21 protein-coding genes and 1 pseudogene are annotated in these 20,094 nt (G+C 42.0%); 8 read left to right on the top strand and 14 right to left on the bottom strand.

Going from position 1 to position 20,094, the window contains the following annotated elements; translation table 11 throughout:
• The first annotated feature begins 63 nt into the window (after nucleotides 1-63).
• On the top strand, nucleotides 64-1,722 hold the full coding sequence (locus BKK48_RS02710; protein WP_077426665.1) for a phospho-sugar mutase: 1,659 nt from the start codon (nucleotides 64-66) through the stop codon (nucleotides 1,720-1,722).
• Between the two features lie 71 nt (nucleotides 1,723-1,793).
• Nucleotides 1,794-2,123 (top strand): DMT family transporter, encoded by a 330-nt coding sequence (locus BKK48_RS02705; RefSeq protein WP_077426664.1) that lies wholly within the window; start codon nucleotides 1,794-1,796, stop codon nucleotides 2,121-2,123.
• A gap of 33 nt (nucleotides 2,124-2,156) precedes the next feature.
• Here BKK48_RS02705 and BKK48_RS02700 read toward each other — a convergent pair whose 3' ends face one another.
• On the bottom strand, nucleotides 2,157-3,695 hold the full coding sequence (locus BKK48_RS02700) for a YjjI family glycine radical enzyme (protein WP_077426663.1): 1,539 nt from the start codon (nucleotides 3,693-3,695) through the stop codon (nucleotides 2,157-2,159).
• Nucleotides 3,696-3,855: 160 nt separating this feature from the next.
• On the bottom strand, nucleotides 3,856-4,044 hold the full coding sequence (locus BKK48_RS02695; protein WP_077426662.1) for a hypothetical protein: 189 nt from the start codon (nucleotides 4,042-4,044) through the stop codon (nucleotides 3,856-3,858).
• A 133-nt stretch (nucleotides 4,045-4,177) separates the two neighbouring features.
• Between BKK48_RS02695 and BKK48_RS02690 the strand changes: the two genes are divergently transcribed.
• Both BKK48_RS02690 and yczE read left to right on the top strand, forming a co-directional pair.
• Nucleotides 4,178-4,555 (top strand): helix-turn-helix domain-containing protein, encoded by a 378-nt coding sequence (locus BKK48_RS02690; protein WP_077426661.1) that lies wholly within the window; start codon nucleotides 4,178-4,180, stop codon nucleotides 4,553-4,555.
• Nucleotides 4,556-4,723: 168 nt separating this feature from the next.
• Complete coding sequence (gene yczE / locus BKK48_RS02685; RefSeq protein WP_077426660.1) at nucleotides 4,724-5,392, top strand: membrane protein YczE; 669 nt, start codon at nucleotides 4,724-4,726, stop codon at nucleotides 5,390-5,392.
• Here the strand turns inward: yczE and BKK48_RS02680 are convergent.
• The 5 genes from BKK48_RS02680 to BKK48_RS02660 form a co-directional block, all read right to left on the bottom strand.
• The gene (locus tag BKK48_RS02680; RefSeq protein WP_077426659.1) at nucleotides 5,342-6,376 is read right to left on the bottom strand and encodes a glycosyltransferase family 9 protein; all 1,035 of its coding nucleotides are present in this window, start codon (nucleotides 6,374-6,376) and stop codon (nucleotides 5,342-5,344) included. The two genes, yczE and BKK48_RS02680, sit on opposite strands and share 51 nt — an antisense overlap.
• Nucleotides 6,376-7,629, bottom strand: coding sequence for an O-antigen ligase family protein (locus tag BKK48_RS02675; protein WP_077426658.1), 1,254 nt, complete (start codon nucleotides 7,627-7,629; stop codon nucleotides 6,376-6,378). The genes BKK48_RS02680 and BKK48_RS02675 overlap by 1 nt, the downstream gene beginning before the upstream one ends.
• A gap of 80 nt (nucleotides 7,630-7,709) precedes the next feature.
• A complete protein-coding gene (fbaA, locus tag BKK48_RS02670) occupies nucleotides 7,710-8,786 on the bottom strand; it encodes a class II fructose-bisphosphate aldolase (RefSeq protein ID WP_077426657.1) in 1,077 nt (358 codons plus the stop codon).
• 84 nt (nucleotides 8,787-8,870) lie between these two features.
• Nucleotides 8,871-10,034: a phosphoglycerate kinase gene (pgk, locus tag BKK48_RS02665; protein ID WP_077426656.1), complete on the bottom strand. Its 1,164-nt coding sequence runs from the start codon at nucleotides 10,032-10,034 to the stop codon at nucleotides 8,871-8,873.
• A gap of 96 nt (nucleotides 10,035-10,130) precedes the next feature.
• Nucleotides 10,131-10,853: a ribonuclease T2 family protein gene (locus BKK48_RS02660; RefSeq protein ID WP_077426655.1), complete on the bottom strand. Its 723-nt coding sequence runs from the start codon at nucleotides 10,851-10,853 to the stop codon at nucleotides 10,131-10,133.
• Nucleotides 10,854-10,937: 84 nt separating this feature from the next.
• Between BKK48_RS02660 and BKK48_RS02655 the strand changes: the two genes are divergently transcribed.
• Together BKK48_RS02655 and BKK48_RS02650 are read left to right on the top strand one after the other, a co-directional pair.
• The gene (locus tag BKK48_RS02655) at nucleotides 10,938-11,204 is read left to right on the top strand and encodes a YfhL family 4Fe-4S dicluster ferredoxin (protein ID WP_077426654.1); all 267 of its coding nucleotides are present in this window, start codon (nucleotides 10,938-10,940) and stop codon (nucleotides 11,202-11,204) included.
• 15 nt (nucleotides 11,205-11,219) lie between these two features.
• Complete coding sequence (locus tag BKK48_RS02650) at nucleotides 11,220-11,372, top strand: DUF1232 domain-containing protein (protein ID WP_077426653.1); 153 nt, start codon at nucleotides 11,220-11,222, stop codon at nucleotides 11,370-11,372.
• Between the two features lie 49 nt (nucleotides 11,373-11,421).
• On the opposite strand, the pseudogene BKK48_RS02645 reads toward BKK48_RS02650, so the two are convergent.
• The 5 genes and pseudogenes from BKK48_RS02645 to trpS all read right to left on the bottom strand — a co-directional run bounded on the left by BKK48_RS02645 (nucleotide 11,422) and on the right by trpS (nucleotide 16,357).
• Nucleotides 11,422-12,849, bottom strand: a pseudogene (locus BKK48_RS02645) (surface lipoprotein assembly modifier).
• A 67-nt stretch (nucleotides 12,850-12,916) separates the two neighbouring features.
• Complete coding sequence (locus BKK48_RS02640) at nucleotides 12,917-13,735, bottom strand: hypothetical protein (RefSeq protein WP_077426652.1); 819 nt, start codon at nucleotides 13,733-13,735, stop codon at nucleotides 12,917-12,919.
• Nucleotides 13,736-13,827: 92 nt separating this feature from the next.
• Entirely contained in the window at nucleotides 13,828-14,571 is a 744-nt protein-coding gene (locus tag BKK48_RS02635) for a hypothetical protein (protein ID WP_077426651.1), read from the bottom strand.
• Nucleotides 14,572-15,039: 468 nt separating this feature from the next.
• Entirely contained in the window at nucleotides 15,040-15,330 is a 291-nt protein-coding gene (locus BKK48_RS02630) for a YfcZ/YiiS family protein (RefSeq protein WP_077426650.1), read from the bottom strand.
• A 22-nt stretch (nucleotides 15,331-15,352) separates the two neighbouring features.
• The gene (gene trpS, locus BKK48_RS02625; RefSeq protein ID WP_077426649.1) at nucleotides 15,353-16,357 is read right to left on the bottom strand and encodes a tryptophan--tRNA ligase; all 1,005 of its coding nucleotides are present in this window, start codon (nucleotides 16,355-16,357) and stop codon (nucleotides 15,353-15,355) included.
• 146 nt (nucleotides 16,358-16,503) lie between these two features.
• Between trpS and hflD the strand changes: the two genes are divergently transcribed.
• Both hflD and purB read left to right on the top strand, forming a co-directional pair.
• Entirely contained in the window at nucleotides 16,504-17,121 is a 618-nt protein-coding gene (gene hflD / locus BKK48_RS02620; protein WP_077426648.1) for a high frequency lysogenization protein HflD, read from the top strand.
• A 32-nt stretch (nucleotides 17,122-17,153) separates the two neighbouring features.
• On the top strand, nucleotides 17,154-18,521 hold the full coding sequence (purB, locus tag BKK48_RS02615) for an adenylosuccinate lyase (RefSeq protein ID WP_077426647.1): 1,368 nt from the start codon (nucleotides 17,154-17,156) through the stop codon (nucleotides 18,519-18,521).
• A gap of 101 nt (nucleotides 18,522-18,622) precedes the next feature.
• Here the strand turns inward: purB and rraA are convergent, their stop codons facing one another.
• Nucleotides 18,623-19,120, bottom strand: coding sequence for a ribonuclease E activity regulator RraA (gene rraA / locus BKK48_RS02610; RefSeq protein WP_077426646.1), 498 nt, complete (start codon nucleotides 19,118-19,120; stop codon nucleotides 18,623-18,625).
• A gap of 46 nt (nucleotides 19,121-19,166) precedes the next feature.
• Nucleotides 19,167-20,078, bottom strand: coding sequence for a 1,4-dihydroxy-2-naphthoate polyprenyltransferase (locus tag BKK48_RS02605; protein ID WP_077426645.1), 912 nt, complete (start codon nucleotides 20,076-20,078; stop codon nucleotides 19,167-19,169).
• Between the last annotated feature and the right edge of the window lie 16 nt (nucleotides 20,079-20,094).

The following is a 20,094-nucleotide window of genomic DNA, read 5'->3' as shown; positions in this document are numbered from 1 at the left end:
TGAACTTTAATGATTTTCCGCTAGTCTATCCATGTGTTTCTTTAAACTTAATAAGGTGGAATTATGGCAACGCTTTTTGATGTAGCACAAAATTGGTTAAACCAAGATCCGGATGCAGAAACTCGTGCAGAATTGACCGCACTTTTAGCCTCTGCCAAAGCAGGCGATGCAAAAGCAGAAGTAGAATTACAAGCTCGCTTTGATGGTCGTTTACAATTTGGTACAGCAGGGTTACGCGGGCCGTTACAGGCCGGCTCAATGGGTATGAACCGTGTATTAGTGGCACAAGCTGCCGGCGGTTTAGCCGATTTTTTGAAAGGTTACGACAAAGAACCTTCGATTGTGATTGGTTATGATGGCCGTAAAAATTCTGATGTCTTTGCGCGTGATACCGCAGAAATCATGGCAGGTGCAGGAATAAAAGCTTATCTATTACCACGCAAACTCCCTACTCCGGTGTTAGCCTATGCCATTCAATATTTTGACACCACAGCCGGTGTAATGGTCACCGCAAGCCACAACCCACCGGAAGATAACGGCTATAAAGTGTATCTCGGCAAAGCCAATGGTGGCGGACAAATTGTCTCTCCGGCAGACAAAGAAATTGCCGCACTCATCGACAAAGTGGCGGCAGGCAGTATTCAAGATTTAGTGCGTAGCGATGATTATATCGTGCTAAATGATGAAGTCATCGATGCTTACATTGCCAAAACCGCCTCCCTTGCCAAAGAACCGCAATGCGACATCAACTATGTTTATACGGCAATGCACGGTGTAGGCTATGAAGTATTAAGCAAAACACTTGCCAAAGCAGGTTTACCACAGCCTCATATTGTGGCTGAACAAGTTTGGCCGGACGGCACTTTCCCAACCGTGAATTTCCCAAACCCAGAAGAGAAAGGGGCATTGGATTTAGCCATTAAAGTGGCGAAAGAAAACCACGCCGAATTTATTATTGCCAACGACCCTGATGCCGACCGTTTAGCTGTTGCTATGCCGGATGCACAAGGAAACTGGAAAGCCTTACACGGTAATGTGGTCGGCTGTTTCTTAGGTTGGTATTTAGCCAAACAATATCACGCACAGGGTAAACAAGGGATATTGGCCTGCTCTTTAGTATCCTCCCCTGCCCTTGCCGAAATCGCTAAAAAATACGGTTTCCAATCAGAAGAAACCTTAACCGGTTTTAAATATATCGGTAAAGTTCAAGGCTTACTGTTTGGCTTTGAAGAGGCACTCGGTTATTTGGTCGATCCGGACAAAGTCCGTGATAAAGACGGGATTTCAGCCGCGATTATGTTCTTAGATCTTGTCCGCAACTTGAAAAAACAAGGTAAAACCTTGAGCGATTATGCCGATGAATTTACTAAAGAATTCGGTGCCTATGTGAGCGGACAAATTTCCATTCGTGTGAGCGATTTGGCTGAAATCGGTAAATTAATGACCGCACTTCGCAATACACCACCAACTGTTATCGGTGGCGTGAATGTGGCACAATTTATCGATCACACAAAAACTGATCGCCAAAGCGATATTCTTGTCTTTGTGTTGGAAAACGGCTCTCGTTTAATTGCCCGTCCTTCCGGTACAGAACCGAAAATCAAGTTCTATCTAGACGCTCGTGGCACAGATCCGAAAAATGCCGAACAAGTGCTGGCTGAGTTTGATGAAGGTGTACGTCATCTTCTTCGTCAAGATGCTTACGGTAAACAAGATTGCTAATAAATTAAACCATAACCTAATGAAAGGGGACGCCTATTAGCGTCTCTTTTTTATTTGATAAGGAATATTCAATGAACCCTTGGATTTTACTTGCTCTTTCCATTTGCTTAGAAATTGCTGCCACCAATTTATTAAAAGTAAGCGATGGTTTTACTAAACCACTGCCCACTCTCGGCTCACTCACGCTCTATGGCATTTCTTTTTATTTTGTGTCCATTATTTTTCGAACCCTACCCGTAGGGTTAGTTTATGCCATTTGGTCCGGGGTGGGCATTGTGCTGACTGCTGTTGTGGCGTATTTTGCATTCGGACAAAAAATTGATCTGGCGGGAATGATTGGCATTGGGCTGATTATTGCCGGCGTGATTGTGATTAACCTCTTCTCTGCTATCTCTCATTAAAAAAGAGCGGAAAATTAACCGCTCTTTTTCACATTAGGCCTTCACATCTTGCTCATCACGCAATTGGCGATCAAACACATTGGCACATTCATCCGTGCCGGAACCATACCAAGTGGTATCTCGCAATGCCACCTCTCCCTTACGGTATTTTTCCACTTCGCTTTTCTTCACCAAATAACCCGTCACACGAATGAGATCGGTATTTTTTAAATAAGTCGTGATGTAACGATAGCCCAAAGCAAAAGCGCCATCAATAATATCCACCACCGCATCGCAATGATCCACATAGGTTTGATCAAAAGCAAATAAATCCCCCGTACCGGATGGGAAATATTTGTGGAAAGGGGCCGATTGTTTGAGGTGTGCGAGTAATGTCGGCTCTTCCCCCACCCGAATACGATGTGCCGGTGCATTGTGTTTATCTTCCTCATGATTACTTGCCCCAACTTGGGCATGTAATAAATAGCGATTGCCCGTACGCTCGGCATAAACTCCCTCATGACTATCGGTGATTTCTTTTAATTTATCCATAATGGCGGTTGCGATCTCATCCCCTCGTTGGCTTTTTCCAAAGGTTTCGTTTAACCCCTCACAGTGCAACAAGTGATTGGTCGCATCCGCTAAACCTACAATAGCGAACATCCCGGTAAAATTAGTGCGTTTAATAAAGCCTTCTTTTTCTAAAAAGGAACTGCTAAAAAAGTGGCTTTCTTCCACCACAAATTTATGACGTTTATCCATGGTAGAAAGGGCGCATTTCGCTACTCGTGGTAATAATTCATTCACCATTTCGTCTGCACTTTTGCAAGCCCGAGCAATGGTTCCAAGGCGTAAACGGGTTAAAGTATAAGCCCCGCCACATTCCGGAAGCGCATTGTAGCAACTTGCTATGCCGTATTCTTCGCCTAAATCAGCAATATAGTAGGCATCGTTTGCAAAGGAAGGTTTAGAAACCAACAAACAGGCTTTTGCTGCCAGTTCGGCAAATTCACGGCTGGTTTTTGTTTTGTCATAACGGATAGTCATATTCGGTGTAGGGGCTTCAAGCTCAATGACTGCGCGTAAAATTAAACGTCCGGCTTTGGTATCATAAGGCCCAATATTGGCATGACAAAAAGAATCTGGCACGGTTTTATCAATATGATTTAAAAAGCGTTTAATTTTGATGTAATCTTTTTCTTCATCCGTAATGAAAGGCTCAAGTAAACTGTCCAATCGCCCCACATAAACGGGGTAGGTCGTAATAGAAGGGATATGGGAATAAAGAATAAGCAAACCATCAAGCGCTTCATCAAGATCCTTTGGCGGCGGTAATTCTAAAAATTCACAGCCTTTTTGAATATACACATTGTAATCAGGCAGGATATAACGAGGACGATAAATCGCATACCCCTCGCATAAATCACAAATCATTTGGTTCTGTAAAAAGCCCCATTCTTCATCGGTGTAACCCAACAATTCTCTGGGGTCAAACAACCGTTCGGCAATATTGCCCAACATCATTAATTTTTGGTGATAAGTGAGATTATTAGCTTTAACAGTATCGAGAATATCTTGAAGGGAAGCGAGCATAATGAGTTCCTTAGAAACAAAAATCAGTCATATTTTACTTGAAGGTAATAAGAACTCAATTTTCAATCAGTGATCAAGATCACAGTTTTTAAAAATAAAATCTTTGGCCTAAATTTGCCAACAAAAAAGATGAGGAATGTTCCTCACCTTCTATACTCACTTAGTAACCGGTTTTCATCACCTTACCAATACCTTCATTTATTTTGGCTGAACCATGAATTTTTGCAGAGTTCACTGCACTGTCTTTCGCTGATTTACCTAAATCTTTGACCGTATCTTGCAATTCAGCACAGCCAACTAATCCCATAGTCAAAGCGATGGTTAATGATGATAAAAGTAACTTCTTCATAATTTTCTCCTTAAGGTTAGTTATAAAATCCGAAAGAATTTTAAACCATGTCAGTTTTATTATCAACTATTTTGGTTTTAAATCAAACCAATATGGTTTTCATATGAAGTTTTATTGAGCACATAATTCCTCTATGAAAATACGAACAGAAAAAGAAAAATTTGGCGAGCGATTACACCTCGCTTTAAATCAAGCAAATCTGGCACATTTAAAGGTCAGTGAAATTGCTGTTAAGTTTAATTTACGCCATTCGGGAGAAGCCGTCACTAATCAGGCGGTTCATAAATGGTTAAACGGCTTGGCCATCCCATCTCCGGAAAAGATTGATACCCTAGCAAAATGGCTTGATGTTTCACCTCAGTGGTTGCGTTATGGGGTTTCAGATGAAGAACAACAAGATTTAACTGAGCTTGATAATCTGCTTTTAACCCGTTTTCTTACACTTTCTGAGCCTCAGAAAAAACTGATTTTAGAAGTGATTAATCATTTCAAAATAGACAATGAACACTAAGAACCGTTACTTCAGAAAGTCGTGGCTATTCCTTTTTCTTAATGTATCGAAACACAACACACCATTTGATTTCTAATCACATTTCTTAGATAGACTAAGATAGCCCATCAAATTGTTTTATTTTTATGAAGTTTCCTTTTATGATAAATGCTCAAATAAAAGGATATCATTATGAAAAAAGCACGCGTTATCCCCTATCCCTGTTGGGCAGCGAGTTCATTGTGGTCTGCCAATTTTTCGACCCTATCGGTGTTAATCTTATCATTGGCGATTTTAGGCATTGGCGATGGTTTAATTGTGCTTTCCGGATTGGGGTCTACGCCTTGGACAGTACTTTCTCAAGGGGTAGCATTACAAACTGAAATCAGCATTGGTTGGTCATCGTTTTTTATTAGCGTTGTTGTGATGCTTTTGTGGTTGCCATTAAAACTCCGCTTTGGGTTAGGCACGATCTTAAATATTATTGTGATCGCTTTCTTTTTAGGTATCACCACAAAAATCCTGCCACAACCCACCGCACTTTCAAGCAAAATCGGCTTTGGTATGATAGGTATGTTGTTATATGGATTAGGCACAGCATTTTATCTGACCTGCCACTTAGGGGCAGGGCCAAGAGATGGATTAATGGTGGGATTATGCCAACGCTTTCACCTCAAGGTCGGCGTTGTTCGCACGACACTGGAAGTGTCTGTTTGCCTATTGGGCTTTATTCTCGGCGGCACCGTTGGCATTGGCACGCTGATTTTTGCCAGCGGAATTGGCTGGATCGTGCAAGGCTATTTGAATTTAATTTCCCGTCTGCCACATTCGTTGAACGAACGCCCTGATCTCAATTAATGCCTGCGGAATGGAAATTAAACCTAAATTCATCTGTGTTGCTTTGCCCTTTGGTGGACAAAAGGCGATATGCTTATCCGCATCATTAATCGGTTTCCAACGAATCGGTAAAGCAGAACGGCGACTTGGATAGAACCCTACGGTCGGCACATTCAATGCTCCACTTAAATGCAAAGGTCCTGTGGAGCCGGCAATAAATAAATCCGCACAAGCTAAGGAATGGGCAAAATCAACCAAACCCTGATTTTTATCGTAAATAGCAAGGCGTTCATCCCCCACTAATTGCGCCAATTCATGGGCTTGTTCGCTTTCCCCCGGGCCTGCAGTCAGCACAATTTGACAATCAAATTCAGCAAGCAACCCTTGAATTAATTGTGCATATTGCGCCAGTGAAAGATTGGTTGCAGATCCCCCAGAACCGCTATGCACAAAGACCCATTTTTTCTTCGCAGAAAGTCCCAAGCTTTGCTGTAAAAAAACACGTTGATTTTCAACCGCACTTTTATCAAATACTAAATAGGGCGGGGTTGGCTCTACAATCGGCATTTGGTGTTTTTTCAAAAAGGCACGCACCAAATCCTGATTATATTCCGCCTCTGATTTTTCTGAACGGGAACGGCGTTGGGTCAAACGATGATTATAAAGAAATTGAATAAGCTTCGTGGCGGGCGCAAGACGATATTTTATGCCGCTTTTCCAAGCTAATTTGGCATTATGCACATCCGAAACAAAGCTTATCATGGCATCAAAATGGTGTGCTTTGATTTCACTCACCAAACGATTGAAATCCGCTTTATCGTCCCTTTTGCTATCAATAATCACCTCATCCAAATAAGGGCAAATTTCTGCCAATGGTGCGGTATAGCGAGGCACAAGTGCGGTCAATTTTAATGAAGGATTAGAGGCTTTTAACATAGCGAAAGCCGGCCATGCCTGCATAAAATCCCCCAGTTTATCATTACGAATAACCAATATTTTGTTCATCACTGCGCCTCATTGTGTGTTTTTTCTGCTTGTTTTAACAGAGCATAAAACACAACCGTTAAGAAAAGATAGAAAATGTTCCCGGAATTATGAGTGAAAAAACCTTGGCTCAAACAATAGATCATAATGGAAAGAATATGCACCGTTCCCAAGGTAGCGATTAATTTCACTTCTGAAGAGGGGCTATTCAAACGGCGTTTAAATTGAGATAAAGGCACGAGTAAAATCCCTAAAAAAGCGATAAATCCAATCACACCCCGTTTGGATAAATCATCAAGATACTGATTATGGGCATGATCATATCGTCCAATATTCCCCATAACTACTTTCTCTTTCACATCTTGCTTACGCTTTTCTATCGCCCCTTTTTCTCCCCAGCCTAAAATCGGTTTTTCTTTTATCATTAATACAGCACTTTTCCACATATCAAAACGTGCGCCAAGCGAGGTATTCGTCTTATTGTTTTCATAGTTGGCAATATCACTCTGAATCAAAGAAAAACGTTCCATCACTCGGCTATTAGGCATTTGGCTTATGCCAACAAGGGCGAGGGTAAATAGCCCCAAAACGCCAAGGAAGAATTTTTTTGAAAGTGAATGGCGATAAATCCATAACATTGCCACCAGCATAATCGGTAAGGCAACCCATCCGCCACGGGCAGTAGAAAAAATGCTTCCTGCAATGCCGAAGAAGGAGGCGAAAAGACAAAGTGCGGTCATTTTTTTCTGCGATTTTTGCCAAAAATAAAGGCCAATGGCAAGACTGAATAAGCCCAATGACATCGCAATATCACCCCCTTGAATCTGCATCGTTCGGGGAGAATAGGCCATCGGGCTATGTAAAATAAACTTATCATAAAGCGCAACAAGCCCCGCCATTACCGAGCCTAACGGAATAGCATAAATCAATGCACAGAGCTTTAACGGCATATTCAATAAAAAAATTAAAGTGGGGATTAATAAAACCGCCCGACTTGGGTTATCCAATACCCGTCCTTTTTCGTCATTCACAAAAAAGGAAAGTACAAAAACCGCAAAGTAAAAAATATAGCTATAAATAAGCCATTTATCCTCTTGCGATAAATGCCATTTAAACTTTTTAATCAATCCGTAAATACCATAGCCTAGACCTAACAACATCAAAAAAATCGGGGCAATATTGTGTCCACCTTTAAAGGCCAACACGGATAAAAAGAAAAAGCTAATACTAAAATTTGCTAAGACTGGAAGGATATTTTGTTTTGAAATTTGCATAAGTCGTCACTCGGCGATACATTCAACCATAAAAAAACCGCACTAAAAAGTGCGGTAGTATTTTATGTTATTTTGCCGGATTATAAAACATCAACGCAGTTGAGATCTTCAAAAGATTGCTCTAAACGTTTAGACATGGATTCTTCCATTTTGCGTAACCAAACGCGTGGATCGTAGTATTTTTTGTTTGGAACATCCGGGCCTTCAGGATTACCTAATTGACCTTGTAAATAAGCTTCATTGGCTTTGTAGAAGTTTAAAATACCGTCCCAAGATGCCCATTGTGTATCCGTATCAATGTTCATTTTGATTGCACCGTAGCCGATTGCTTCACGAATTTCTTCACGAGAAGAGCCTGAACCGCCATGGAATACAAAGTTGATTGGTTTAGCCGGAAGATTACGTTCTTTTGCCACAAACTCTTGTGATGCGCCTAAGATAGACGGTTTTAATTTCACATTACCCGGTTTGTAAACACCGTGAACGTTACCGAATGCCGCCGCAACGGTAAAGTTCGGGCTAACCGGATTTAATTGGTCATAAACGTATAACACATCTTCAGGTTGGGTATAGAGTTTGGATTCTTCCACATCGGAATTATCTACGCCGTCTTCTTCTCCACCGGTGATACCGATTTCGATTTCAAGGGTCATCCCGATTTTATCCATACGGGCAAGGTATTCACGACAAATCACCATATTTTCTTCCATTGGCTCTTCCGATAAATCGATCATATGAGAAGAGAATAATGGACGGCCGGTTTCGGCAAAATGTTTTTCACCAGCTTCTAATAACCCGTCAATCCAAGGAAGGAGTTTTTTCGCAGCGTGGTCGGTATGAAGGATAACCGGCACACCATATTCTTTTGCAAGAGTATGAACGTGTTTTGCCCCTGCAATCGCCCCTAATACATCCGCACGCGCGCCTGATGCCGGTTTGATGCCTTTACCTGCATAGAAAGAAGCCCCACCGTTAGAAAATTGAACAATCACCGGTGCTTTTACACGAGCCGCCGTTTCTAATACGGCATTTACCGAATCAGAGCCTACACAGTTTACCGCAGGGATTGCGAAGTTATGTTTTTTAGCATAAGCGAATACTTTTTGTACATCTTCACCGGTTAATACACCCGGTTTAACAATATCTAATAAACCCATCTTGTTGTTTCCTCTTTAAGTGTTGAACATTTTAGTGAGTGTGTGGATTTGCCCACACACTACTTTACGACTCAATTTGCGTGATTACCTCTTCGCACGTTTTTCAAGAATTTCTACCGCCGGTAAGACTTTGCCTTCAACAAATTCTAAGAATGCACCACCACCGGTTGAAATGTAAGAAATTTTATCGGCAATACCGAATAAATCGATTGCCGCTAAGGTATCACCACCACCGGCAATGGAGAAAGCATCGCTATTTGCAATAGCATGAGAAATCACTTCTGTTCCTTTACGGAAGTTAGGGAATTCAAACACCCCTACCGGGCCGTTCCATAACACGGTTTTTGCATTTTTAATGATTTCAGCCAATTGCGCTGCAGATTTATCACCAATATCAAAAATGGACTCATCGTCTTTCACTTCCGTTACCGCTTTTTCGGTTGCCGGTGCGGTTTCAGAAAATTCTGTGCCTACACGCACATCAACCGGCACAGGGATATCTGTACTTGCCGCTAATTCTTTTGCCACCGGGATCAAATCTTCTTCATATAAAGATTTCCCTACATTATGGCCGGCTGCCGCAATAAAGGTATTAGCGATACCGCCACCCACAATAATTTGATCAGCGATTTTTGAAAGGGAATTTAACACTTCTAATTTTGTGGAAACTTTAGAACCACCCACGATGGCCACCATTGGACGAGCCGGTTCTTTTAATGCTTTGCCTAAAGCATCTAATTCAGCTGCAAGCAATGGGCCTGCACAAGCAACAGGGGCAAATTCCGCCACACCATAAGTGGAAGCTTGCGCACGGTGTGCCGTACCAAATGCGTCCATCACAAAGACATCACAAAGTGCCGCATATTTTTTACCTAACTCAGGATCGTTTTTCTTTTCACCTTTGTTTACACGCACGTTTTCTAACACCACGATTTCGCCGTCTTTGACCTCTACGCCATCAAGGTAATCACGCACTAAACGCACAGGAACATCAAGATGTTCGTTCAAATAATCAACCACCGGTTGTAAAGAGTCTTCAGGTTTGAATTCGCCTTCTGTCGGACGGCCTAAGTGAGAGGTCACCATCACTTTTGCCCCTTTTTCAAGGGCTAATTTCAACGTTGGGATGGTGGCACGAATACGCGCATCGGAAGTCACTTTGCCGTCTTTTACCGGTACATTAAGATCAGCACGGATAAACACACGTTTTCCGGCTAAATCCAAATCGGTCATTTTGATTACTGACATAATCTATCCTCTTTGTTGGTTAAAGTTAAAATTAAAACCCGTTCATTATAGCGAGTTATGACAAAGTTGTAACGATTTAGATCAAAGAAATCCCAATTACTTCGGGCAATCTATCACTTGCCATTGCTTGTTATAACAAATAAATAATTCATTCCGACTAGCCCCCAAATAGGCATTTTTCAACTGAGGATTATGTTGTTTCATCCAACGGAATAATTCTCGCCGATCTAATTTCTCTGTTGGTAAACGTAAATCACTAAATAAGGCTAATTCTTTAGCAAAATATTGCTCTGCAGAGCTGAACGCACAACTGCCGTGTTTTTCCCACTCCCCTTGTAAAAGCTTCGCCCCCGGCGATAAAGCGAGATAAGGTTCAATCACCGATTGAGGTAAGGCAGGTAAATCCCCTTGGCAAAAACGAGGGTGATCCGCCACAGAGCGTGCCTGAGCATTTTGTGGCCATAAGCCATGGACAACCCAGCCAAAACTGCGGTTATTTTCACATTGATATTGGGCCGATGAAGGCAATTGATTACCGTATTTTTCACGCTGAGAGGCACAAAACCCCGGAGACCAAGAAAGCGCTAACATATAATAATCCACCGGTGCATTAGCATTTTGCCCGATAGGATCATCACGCATCACCACATCATAATCGGCAAAAACTTCCGTATTTTTAACCGCACTTTTGCGCTCTTGAGCGGTATTTTGTGTTGAGGGTTTAGAGGGGGAAGGTGCGTTTTTCCCTTCGCTGAAATATTGCCAGAGGCTGATGAGTGCAAGAACAATAATGGAAAGAGTAGAAATATGTTTTTTCATAAGGGTATCTTTTGTCAATTTTGGGTTTGTCGGCTATAATTCGCCACTTTCTATCTATGCTATTTAACATGTAAGGGATCATTAATGGCATTACTCATCACGCAAAAATGCACAAATTGCGATATGTGCTTACCGGAATGTCCTAATGAGGCGATTTCTGTCGGTGATGACATTTATATCATTGATCCTATGCTTTGCACAGAATGTGTCGGCCATTATGACACCCCGACCTGCCAAAAAGTTTGCCCTATCACAAATTGTATTAAACCCGACCCTGATCATCAAGAAAGTGAAGAACAACTTTGGGAACGCTTTGTCATGCTTCACCATGCCGATAAACTTGAAGGCTAAATGAGGTTTAACCGAATGAATAAAACCAAACTCATTAAAATCATCTTGATTTTAGTCTATCTCTTCAGCCCGATTGATATTTTACCTGAGGCAATACTCGGCCCGATGGGCTTGGTGGATGATGCGGCAGCGATTGGGTTATTGATAAAAATTTTACTAAGTAAATAAGAATTGTGTAGGGATGCCGATGTAGCATCCCTTTCTGTTTCCCCCCCATTTAAAAAGATTTCTCAAAAATCACATTCAGATTTTGACGGTTGTAGGAATACAAGGTGGGAATATTGCTTTTTTGCTTGCGATAAGAAAATTGCAGTTTTGGGGTGATGCCGAGAATATGTCAATCCCGTTTCCATAGGGTGAAATTCACGTTGAAAATGCGATCTTTACGCACTTTCCCCAAGGCAATCAGCCCGCCTAGCTCCGCTTTATCTTTGTAGTGTCGTTGTGAAATGCCGAAAGCCAAACGGCTTGAAATCCCTTTGCCCCACTCTTGTCCCCAGCCAAAGCGGAGGGATTTGGTGTCTGAACCATACTGTTTCACCTGGGTGGTTTCACGGTTGAAATCGCCGCCAAGGTAGAAAAATTGGCGTGGTGTTCTTGCCCAAACCAAGGTGGCGGAAATCAGTTTTCGATTGCCGTTTTGCGCTTGGCTGTCGAAATAACGCTGTTTGGCAAATTCTGCGGCGCTTGAAAGTTGCCAATTTGGGGTGAGCCAATGGCTCAATTCCAACCTTGCACCATTTGCCCATTGGTAGCTTTCGCCCCCATACCCACGTTTTTCATAAAAAGGCATCAGACTGAGGGTGGATTGTGCGGTTTTGTAACGTAGCCCAAGGGAAGTGCGGTTGTAAATATCGTCATAATCGTGATTATCCCAATAACTTTTACCCGATAAATCATTTTCAAAGCCTAAATAATAGCGGTTGCCTAAGTTAAAATCTTTGCCAAGCGAAAAATTATAAGCAATGCCATGTGCGGTTTGCGGCATCATATCGTCATTTTTCACATAGCCCGTTTGTTCAATATTGCGACTATCGGCGGTGTTATTCACGTTGGTGTCACGCACATAATAAGTACTGGCGGAAATCTGCCAGGCATCCCGCTCCTGCAATGCCTCTAAATAAGCATTGATGAGCTGTTGCACTGGGGCAGGCGTGGCGGGGGCGCTTAAGGCTTTTTGAAATTGTTCAGTGGCGGCGGTGTTTTGTTTATCGTTAAATAAGGCAATCGCCAGTTCAATACGCACGGGGTTAAGATCCGCCCGCTCTGCCAACATCTCACGATAAACCCGAATGGCTTTGCTGAATTCCCCTTTTAATGCCGCCTGTTTGGCTTCCGCAAACTGAATAAGCAAAGGATCGGTATGAGGAAAGGTTTTATAAATCGCCAGCAATTGCTCAATCATCTGTGGTTCACGGGCGTAAATGGCTTGGCTTAACAATTGTTGGGTTAAAGTCGGGTTATGTTTTAAATCCGCCTCGGAAAGATGAAGCGGTGGTTGATTTTGCCTTGGAATACTCACCTCTTGCTCGCCTTTCTGTGGCTCTGCCACTTTGATGTTTTGTTGTGGCTCGCTGATATTGGCTGAGGTGGGTAAGGTAAAAAGCAGGGGGACAAGTGCGGTTAAAATTTGAGGTGTTTTCATATTTTCTTTGATGAAATTGTATTTTATATGTGAGGGCGAATAAATATTCGCCCTATAAGACATGATGTTATTTGGGCTGTTTTTCAGCACTAAACACCGCATTGTATGAGGAATATCGATAGTTACCATTTCCTTGGTCTACTGCACCACTATCATAGCGAATAGTCCCTACGGCTTCATCAGCATGCTGACCGATGAATAACCCATCCAGTATCACACCGGTGCTGTTAGTACGATAAAATTCAATATCTCTCTTATCAGAAATCGTCATTCTTGATTTCTCAAACTGTTGTTCACCTAAGGTTTTACTCTTCAATGTTGCGGTAATAAAACTATTCTCCGGGCGTTCACCAAAATGCGCATTAATCGTAATATTTCCGTCTTTAAACGGTAATGATCTACGATACTCAGAAGGAACGCCTTTATTGGTTAGCAATTCTCCGGTACGAGCCAGTACTTCTCCTTTATAGGTGGCAGAACCTTTTACCTCATCAATAAAATCAATATGATCGGTTTTAATCCCTTTATCATTAATGCGATATTTTCCGATAGAATAGGCATTATTCGTTTCCCCAACCACAGCCGAACTTCCTCTCGTTGTAAACATCATCACATCATGTTCATTTGTAAATAACGCACCATAAGTGGAATAAGGGGTATTTTTAAAAATATAATTAAATCTTTCCGGACGAACTGCTTGAGTGAGAATATTTCTAGGTGACATATCTCCCGCAAGTTCGAAACTTTTAATTTCAATCCCTTCAATGCCTTCATTTTCAATCGAACCTTCATGCCAACCATAGAAATTCGGATTATTTTTATCTTGTTTTGCGATTTGATAGAAGTCAAGATCTCTGAAATAAGCGGTATTTTGATCGGATAACACTAGATCTCCTCGAGGGACATCATAATCTGTCGCATACTTTGCTATTGATGTATAAAAACGCTCCGTTCCAACGGCATCCCAATTACGCCATGCTACCCCTCTAAATTCACCTCCGGTTTTTCTGTTCCGGGCTGAGGGGTTGGTTGTACCTGTTGAGAAGCATTGCCCGATTGACTTGGAGATACGCTGCCCGGCTTGTTTGGCTGAGATGCTCCGCCTGACTGACTTGGCGATGTACTGCTCGGCTGACTTGGCTGAGAGGCATTGCTCGGTTGGCTTGACTGAGGTGGTTGATTTGATTGCGAGGATTGGTTTGATTGGTTAGGTTTTGATGGTTTCCCTGGTGTCACAATGACAGAGGGGTTATTTTGCTCGGCCTTTTTCTCAATCAAAATATTTTGCACATTCATTACATTGATTTGTGCTTGCTTCACATCTTGTTGAACCACCACCAAAATTTTATTTTGTACGATTAATAATTGTTTTGCCTCAGCCAAGGCATCACGCTTCGTTTTTAATGCATTGACATCGGTTTTTTCTGCTTTTTCCAATACACGAATTTCTTCATTAAGCACAATAATACGGCGATTAATTTCCGTGATTTTGGTTTCCACTTGCGTGAGTTTGGTTTGGCTCTCCATCAATACTTTTTGTGCCTTAATCACACTTTGCTCAAGTTGTTGTACGGATTGTTCGCTGTAATCAATGGCTTTCACCGTTGGAGCAGGCTCAATCGGTTGAGGCGTATGGCTACCAGAAGAACCTGAAATCTTACATCCACTCAACATTAAAGCGACAACCACTGCCGCTGCTGTTTTTTTCATTGTAACGTTCATTGTTACCTCCATATCCAATTAATTTTCTAAAAATAGCTTTCTGTTTTTGCACACAAAAACGCGCACATTGTACAAAAAAAAAACAAAAGCAAAGCAAAATTTAACCAAATATTAACAATGAATTAACATTAAATTTTCTCAAAGGTATCCATTAATCACTTAAAATTCACCCAGAATTTCGCCACAAAAGCACCTATCCCACAAAAAATAAAGGGACATTTCGCTTTGTTGGTTTGAAAGAAAGAGAGGGATAAACAGGAAAGTGCGGTCCAAAATAGCATTAAATTTTAATCGGTTGAAAAGATGGATTTGGGGGAAAGGTGGTTTTTTGAAAAATGGTAGGGACACACTGCGTGTGTCCGTTTATAACATATTGAAATTGTTTGATTTTATAACGGACACACGCAGTGTGCCCCTACTGCATCACATCGCATAAATTCAGCGAATTTTGACCGCACTTTTGCGCTATTATGCCGTCTTCATTTGGAAGATAACTAATTCCGCTTGGCAACAAAAAGCAAAGCTTGCGTTTAACAAATAACCGTCATCGACTTTGCTGATTTCTGATTGAATTTCGCAAGGTTCGCTTTCCACCTCTCGGGCTTTCTGAGTGAAGAAATCAAGGGCGGTTTGTGCCTGTTCTTGGGTGTCGTAGAGATAGCTGATCGCTTGTGTACAATCCCGATTGTCAAACAATGATTTCATATCAAAGGTATTACAGCCCACACATTCAATGGGCTTTTCGGTTTGAATTGCCATCATTCACTCCTTCTTTAATTCATTATTTTGCTGCCACAAAGCCCACGGCCTCATAGACTTTTGCCAAGGTTTCTTGTGCCTTGGCTCGAGCTTTTGCCGCCCCTTGACGAAGCACTTCATCAAGCAAGGCTTCATTATGACGATATTCATTGAAACGTGTTTGCAAACCGGCAAGCAAATTCGATACTTCATCAGCAACAGCGGTTTTTAAATGACCGTACATTTTCCCTTCAAATTCTTGTTCCAACTGTGCAATAGATTTATCCGTTACTGCAGAAAGAATATCCAATAGGTTTGATACGCCTGCTTTGTTTTTCACATCATAACGCACCACCGGCGGCTCATCAGAATCGGTCACCGCACGTTTAATTTTTTTCGCCACAGATTTTGGATCTTCTAACAATGTCACCACATTATTGCGGTTATCATCGGATTTTGACATTTTCTTTTCCGGATCTTGCAACGACATAATCCGTGCACCGGCTTTGCCAATGAATATTTCAGGAATGGTGAAAACATCGCCATAAAGCGCATTAAAACGGTTTGCAATATCACGGGTGATTTCCAAATGTTGTTTTTGATCATCGCCCACCGGCACACTTTTGGCTTGATAAAGTAAGATATCTGCCGCCATCAGCACAGGGTAATCAAACAATCCCACATTAATATTTTCCGCATAACGTGCCGATTTATCTTTAAACTGCGTCATACGGCTCATTTCACCAAAATAAGTATAACAATTAAGCACCCAACCTAATTGCGTATGCTCCGGCACATGAGATTGCACGAAAATGGTCGCTTTGTTCGGATCAATACCACAGGCTAAATATAAAGCCACTACATCAAGGGTCGCTTTACGAAGGGCAGCAGGATCTTGACGAACCGTAATCGCATGTAAATCCACTACACAGAAAATACATTCATAGTCTTCTTGCATTTTCACCCAATTACGCAGCGCCCCTAAATAATTCCCAATAGTGAGTTCACCGGAAGGTTGCACACCGCTAAATACGATCGGTTTTGTCATAGGTTATCCTTTCATTTTGCAAACAAATTGGCGGTATCATATCAAAAGATAGTGAGTTTTTTAATGAGAGAGTTCAAAACAGCCGGCAAAAATGCTATATTGCCGCCACTTTTGACCTGTTTTATCACATCGATGATATTTCTTTTATGAAAAAATATGATGATATTGTATTGGCATTTGCCGGCATATTTCAATCTGTTGCCCTCATCAACCAATTAGCGATGAAAGGGGAAGTTGAGGATCTTGAGGCTTTTCACACCAGCATCTACTCTCTTGTAAAAACCCAACCGAAAAATACCCTCGCCGTTTTTAGTGGAAAAAGAAAGCATTTAAAACTGGGCTTAGAAACCCTTATCGAACAATTTTCCACTCTGAAGGATCGCAATTTGCTCGATTATTGGAGTGGTCTGATGAATTTAGAAAGATTGCTGAATAAATCCCCTGAAACCAAATCCCTCGTTGCCCAACGCATTAGACGCCTACCGGATCAACTCGCCTATCACGACTTATTAAATGAAAGCGTCCTCTCTGTTATGGCAGGCATTTATTCTGATCTTATCAGTCCTTTAGGAAAAAAAATTCATATAATCGGCGATGCTTTCTACTTACAACAGCCGTTTATCCAAAATAAAATCCGAGCCTGTTTGCTTGCCGGTATTCGTTCGGCGGTATTATGGCGACAAGTCGGGGGCAATAAATGGCAGCTTTTATTCTCTCGAGGAAAAATCCTCAATACGGCAAAAGAAATCTATTCAACCCTATAACCTCAATCTCTTTACTATAACCGGAGTATTTTATGCAACTTTCCGCACTGACTGCGATTTCCCCAATTGATGGGCGTTACCAAGATAAAGCCACCGAACTTCGTTCAATTTTCAGTGAATTTGGTTTACTCAAATTCCGTGTTACCGTTGAAGTGCGTTGGCTACAAAAACTAGCGGCAACTGCTGAGATTTCGGAAGTTTCCCATTTATCTAAGGAAGCAAACGATTACCTTGATAAAATTGTCAGTGAATTTAGCCTAAAAGATGCCGAACGCATCAAAGAAATCGAACGCACCACCAATCACGATGTAAAAGCGGTGGAATATTTCCTAAAAGAAAAAAGCGAAGCCCTACCGGAATTAGCAAAAGTCTCGGAATTTATCCACTTTGCCTGCACTTCGGAGGATATTAACAATCTTTCCCATGCCTTAATGCTGAAAACCGCTCGTGATACGGTAATTTTACCGCAATGGCAAAAATTGATTGATGACATTACCCAACTGGCAAACGACTACAAAACCATCCCATTGCTTTCCCGCACCCACGGGCAACCGGCTTCGCCAACCACAGTGGGAAAAGAAATGGCGAATGTAGTCTATCGCTTACGCCGTCAATTCAAACAACTGCAACAAAATGAAATTCTCGGTAAAATTAATGGTGCCGTGGGGAACTACAATGCCCACCTCTCAGCCTATCCAAACCTTGACTGGCATAAATTCAGTGAGGAATTTGTCACTTCACTGGGGTTAAACTGGAACCCTTACACCACACAAATTGAACCGCATGATTACATTGCCGAATATTTTGATGCCATTGTGCGTTTCAACACCATTATGATTGATTTCGACCGTGATCTTTGGGGTTATATTGCATTAAATCATTTCAAACAACGTACCGTTGCCGGAGAGATCGGCTCTTCTACCATGCCGCATAAAGTGAACCCGATTGACTTTGAAAACTCTGAGGGCAATCTTGGGCTTGCCAATGCGGTGATGACCCATTTAGGACAAAAACTGCCTATCTCTCGTTGGCAACGGGATTTAACGGACTCCACCGTATTGCGTAATTTGGGTGTTGGGTTAGGCTATTGCTTAATCGCCTATGCGGCAACCCGCAAAGGGATCAGCAAACTGGAAGTGAACGAACAGCATTTGCGTGACGAACTCAATCAAAACTGGGAAGTGCTGGCAGAACCAATTCAAACGGTGATGCGCCGTTATGGCATTGAAAAGCCTTATGAAAAATTGAAAGAATTAACCCGAGGCAAGCGTGTGGATGAACAAGCAATGCGTGAATTTGTAGAAAAACTAGAAATTCCTGCGGAAGAGAAAGCCCGCTTACAACAGCTGACCCCGGCAACCTATATCGGTGCGGCAGTTGAATTAGTGGAAAAACTCTAATTAGCTCACTTTAATCACGCCAAAAAAATCCAGTATGATGTTACGACACATCATACTGGAAATTCTGCAACAATATTGACCGCTCTTTTTTATCTTATTGATTAGGCTTCAAAATCATCTAAATCAAGGGGTTCTTGTGAAAGGATGATGCCGGTGAGATCCGCATAAATATAATCTTCAGGAAAGAACGTTACCCCGCCAAAATTCACCGGAATATCACTTTCACCGGCTTCGCTTTCATCTGCGCCCACCGGAATTGGCGCAAGGGCATGAATCCCAATATCAATATTTTCTAACTGCTGGATTTGGCGAACTGCGCCGTAAACGATAATCCCTTCCCAGCCATTATCTGCTGCCAATTGAGCAAGCTCGGCATCGATCAAAGCACGGCGTACTGCGCCACCGCCATCGATCACTAAAACACGGCCTTCCCCGTTTTCTTCCAATACTTCAGCGATAAGTCCATTGTTTTCAAAACACTTTACGGTGGTGACTTTCCCAAAAAAGTGGCTTAACCCACCAAAGCTTGAAAAAATCGGCTCAACCACATCCACTTGATCCGCATAAAGATCGCAAAGTTCTGAAGTATCAATAAACATAAGTTTCCCCTATTAAACGTTGAGATAGCCATTAGTATAGGCGGATTTATCCGATAAGCAAGCCTAAACTAAAAAGCAGATTGGTGAAAAGTGAAATCATCGACATTTGTGCCAACATGGGGCGTAATGCACTCGGTTCTTGACTGCGATAAACAAAAATAGCATGTTGAGCAAGCAATGGAAAAGCGACCAAGAACAAATAATTCCCCCATGATGTGGCCGTGGTGAGGGCAAAAAGCAAATAACAGAGTGCGGCAAGGCTTAATATAATACAGTGATAAATACGCCCTTTATGTGCACCTAAGCGAACGGCAAGCGTGTTTTTGCCGGCTTTAGCATCTTGTTCAATATCCCGTAAATTATTGATATTTAACACTGCACTGGCAAGTAAACCGGAACCAATGGCCGGGAGGATAATATAGCTATCAACACTATGGGTTTGTAAATAATAGGTTCCCCCCACACCAAGCAAACCAAAAAAGACTAAAACAGAAATATCCCCTAAGCCCATATAACCATAAGGCTTCGCCCCTACGGTATAAGTGATTGCCGCCACAATCGCTAAAATGCCAAGTAATGCAAAAGCAAAGAGGTCGGTTAAGCTTTCATAAGCTATGCCGATCAAAAAACACCCAGAAATAAAACTGGCGACCACCATGAAAATGAGCCCCCATTTTAATTCCACCGCTGAAATCCCCCCTTTCTGGATACCACGCAATGGCCCAATGCGCTCTTCCGTATCCGTACCTTTTTGGTGATCGCCATAATCATTGGCAAAATTCGATAGCACTTGTAATAAAACTGTTGTCAGCAAACAAAGCCCCATCACTCCCCCATTAAAGGTTTCCGGTTTTGCCCAATAGGCCAGCGCTGAACCTGTGAAGATAGAGGCTAACGCCAAAGGTAAGGTTTTTGGACGTGCCGTTTCCCACCACATTTTCAATTTTTCATTTGTCATTTTTTTTGACCGCACT

The organism is Rodentibacter heidelbergensis (genome assembly GCF_002000125.1).
GTDB classification, from domain to species: domain Bacteria; phylum Pseudomonadota; class Gammaproteobacteria; order Enterobacterales; family Pasteurellaceae; genus Rodentibacter; species Rodentibacter heidelbergensis.
Note: the sequence above shows the minus strand (reverse complement) of the source record. Positions and strands in the feature narration are given on the sequence as shown.